2 protein-coding genes are annotated in these 3,406 nt (G+C 74.9%); one reads left to right on the forward strand and one right to left on the reverse strand.

The features are described 5' to 3' along the window. Positions 1-77: 77 nt before the first annotated feature. Positions 78-1,109, forward strand: a complete 1,032-nt coding sequence (locus ACTUAL_RS15580) for a LacI family DNA-binding transcriptional regulator (protein WP_096498035.1) — start codon at positions 78-80, stop codon at positions 1,107-1,109. A gap of 337 nt (positions 1,110-1,446) precedes the next feature. On the opposite strand, the gene ACTUAL_RS15585 is transcribed toward ACTUAL_RS15580, so the two are convergent. After that, a partial coding sequence (locus tag ACTUAL_RS15585; RefSeq protein ID WP_440900765.1) for an ABC transporter permease occupies positions 1,447-3,406 on the reverse strand: 1,960 nt, incomplete at its 5' end.

Here is a 3,406-nt window from a genome sequence, read left to right on the forward strand (position 1 = left end):
GGCCCGGGCGCGCTCCCGGGCGGGTGTTGTCCGGCTAAGCTGACGCTTTCGCCGAACAGCGTCCGGGAGTGGTGCCGGTGTCCGTCCAGTCGCACGTGAACGCCCGCCCCACGTTGGAGGACGTGGCAGCACGAGCGGGTGTCTCCCGTGCGACCGCGTCGCGGGTGCTCAACGCGTCCCCGAGGGTGAGCCCCGAGGCGCAGGAGGCGGTCACGGCGGCGGCGCGGGACCTCGGCTACCAGCCCAACCAGGCCGCGCGGGCGCTCGTGACGCGGCGCAGCGGCGCGGTCGCGGTGGTGTTCTCCGAGCCCGAGCCCAAGATCTTCGACGACCCGCACTTCGCCTGGCTCACCAGGGCCGCCGCCCGCGCGCTGGCCGACGCGGACGTGCAGATGGTCCTGATGCTCGCGCACTCGCCGCAGGACCAGGACCGGGCGCAGCGCTTCCTGCAGGGCGGCCACGTGGACGGCGCGCTGGTGTTCGCCCCGCACAAGGGCGACCGGCTGCTCGCGCTGGCCCGCAAGCTGCCGCTGCCCGTGGTGTACGCGGGCAGGCCGTGGGGCTCGCTGCGCGGGCTGAACTCGGTCGACCACGACAACACCGGCGGCGGTGAGCTGGCGACCAGGCACCTGATGTCGTTGGGGCGCGAGGTGATCGCCTCGGTCACCGGCCCGCTGGACGAGCTGGCCGCCGCGGACCGGCTGGCCGGGTGGCGGCGCGCGCTGGGCGCGGACGACGAGCGGACCGCGCTGCTCACCGAGGACGGCGGTTTCTCCCGCGAGGGCGGCAAGCGCGCCATGGCGGCCCTGCTGGGGCGGGCGCCGGACCTGGACGCGGTGTTCGTGGCGAGCGACTTGATGGCGGCGGGCGCGCTGGACGCCCTGCGCGAGGCGGGCAGGCGGGTGCCGGAGGACGTGGCGGTGGTGGGCTTCGACGACCACCCGTCGATAGCGCCGCACACCACCCCCGCGCTCACGACGGTCCGCCAGGACACCGGGAACCAGGTGTCGCACATGGTGGCGCACCTGCTGCGGCTGCTCAGCGGCGAGCAGGTCCGCGCCAAGCGCCAAGTGCTCCCGACCGAGCTGGTGCGGCGCGAGTCGGCTTAGGGCGTGGCGGACGCGAGTCCGGCCGGGGACGGGATGTCGCGCGCCTCGGCGCCGTGCGCCACGGCGTTCGGGCACCGGGCCCTGCGGCCCGCGCAAAGGCGCCCTGCGCCCTGTTCGGGCGCTGGGCGGGTCGGCCCGGCCCTCGCTCGGGCCGACCCGCACCCGTTCTGAGGGCACACCGCCCGGAACGGGACGCGCCGGGACAAAAAATCTTCGAAGAACGGGGCGGGGCCGCACCCGAAGGTCCGGCCCCGCCCCGTTCTCCCCTTGCCCCGGCGCGGTGCGCGGGCCCCCGAGCCCCCGCACCGCGCCGAGCTCAGCGGCCTGCTCCGGCGGCCTACACCTCCGCCATCCCCGAGACGATCGAGGTGCGCGCCGCCCGCCGGGCGGGCATCGCGGCGGCGATCACCGCGGCCCCCACCGCCGCCACCAGCATCACGGCGATCTGCCCCACCGGGACGTCCAGCGCGATCTCGATGCCGCCGCCGCCGAACGAGCTGGTCAGCGCCCAGCCGACGCCGATGCCGAGCACCAGCCCGATCGTGGCCCCCATCAGCGCCATCAGCACCGACTCGACCACCAGCATCAGCCGCAGCTGCCCCTTGGTGAGCCCGAGCGCCCGGAGCAGCGCGGTCTCCCTGGTGCGCTCCAGCACGGACAGCGCGAGCGTGTTCGCGATGCCGAACAGCGCGATCAGCACGGCCAGCCCGATCAGCGCCCACACGAACCCGAGCATCTGGTCGACCTGGCTGTTGATCAGGTCCCTGGTCTCGGCGGCCGAGCTGATCACGGCCAGCGGCGAGGTGTCGGTGACCTTCTCCAGCGCGGCCCGCCCGTCGGCGGCGCCCACGCCCTCCTTGAGCTTGACCATGACGTTGCTGTGGCCGGGCCGCGCGGAGTTGACCGACTCGGCGGTGCCCAGGGTGGTCAGGCCGTAGCCGATCTGCCGCCCGGTGACGACGGCGACGACCTCCAGCTCGGCCTTGTCGCGCTTCTCCACGTCCCCGACCTTCACCCGGTCGCCGACCGTGATGCCCGCGGACTTCGCGTACTCGTCGGTGACGGCGAGCTTGCCGTCCCCGAGCGCGTCCAGGGACCCCTCGACCACCTCGGGCAGCACGACGCTGCCGAGCGCGCTGCGCCGCACGCCGAGGAAGTACCCGTTCTCGGCGTACACCTCGGAGGTGGGCTCGGCCTGCGCGACCTGCGGCACGGCGCCGAGCCGGTCGGCCAGCTCGACGGGCAGCTGCCTGCCGTAGACCGAGGAGTTGACGGTGAAGTCGGCCGGGTACTGCTCGTCGAGCCGCTGGGTCGCGGTCTCCCGGACGGATCCGCCGACGACGGTCACCGAGACCACGATGGACACGCCGACGATCAGCGCGGCGGTGGTGGCGGCGGTGCGGCGCGGGTTGCGCTCGGCGTTGCCGACGGCGAGCTTCGCGGGCACCCCGAACAGCAGGCCGGGCACGATCCCGAGCAGCCTGTTGACCGGCCCGACCAGCAGCGGCCCGAGCAGCAGCACGGCGGCCAGCAGCAGCATCGCGCCCGCCGCGCTGGCGAACATGGACATCTCCAGCTGCTCGGCGCGCTGCCCGACGACCAGGGCGCCCGCCCCGGCCAGGACGAGCAGCACGGCGGAGGCGATGCGGAGCTTGCCCGCGCGGCGCACGTCGTCGCCGCTGTCGATCTGGTTGCGCAGCGCGGCGATCGGCGCGACGCGGGTGGCCTTGCGGGCGGGCAGGACGGCGGCGAGCACGGTGACCAGCACGCCGACCGCGAACGCGGCGAGCGCGGTGGTCCAGGTGATCGGCGTCTGCACGCCCGCCGCGCTGCCCGCGCCGAGCGCCCCGATGCCCCGCTGGAGCAGGGCCGCGACGCCGATGCCCGCGCCGAGGCCGAGCACCGAGGCCACCAGGCCCATCACCAGCGCCTCGGCGAGCACGCTGCGGAACACCTGCGAGCGGTTGGCCCCGACGCAGCGCAGCAGCGCCAGCTCCTTGGTGCGCTGGGCGACCAGGATGGTGAACGTGTTGTAGATGACCATGGAGGCCACGACCAGCGAGATGGCCGCGAACACCAGCAGCGGCAGGGTGAAGTTGACGCCCTGCTTCGCCAGCTGCTCCATGGTGTCGGCCTCGGCCTGGGCGCCGGTGCGCACCCGGTACTCGCCGCCGAGCGCGGCGGCGACGGCGTCGCGCAGCTGGGCGTGGTCGCTGCCGGGCGCGGCGAGCGCGACGACCTCGGTGACGACCGGCTCGTCGCCGAGCCTCGCCATCAGCTCGGGCGTGACGACGCCC

The organism is Actinosynnema sp. (assembly GCF_052038725.1).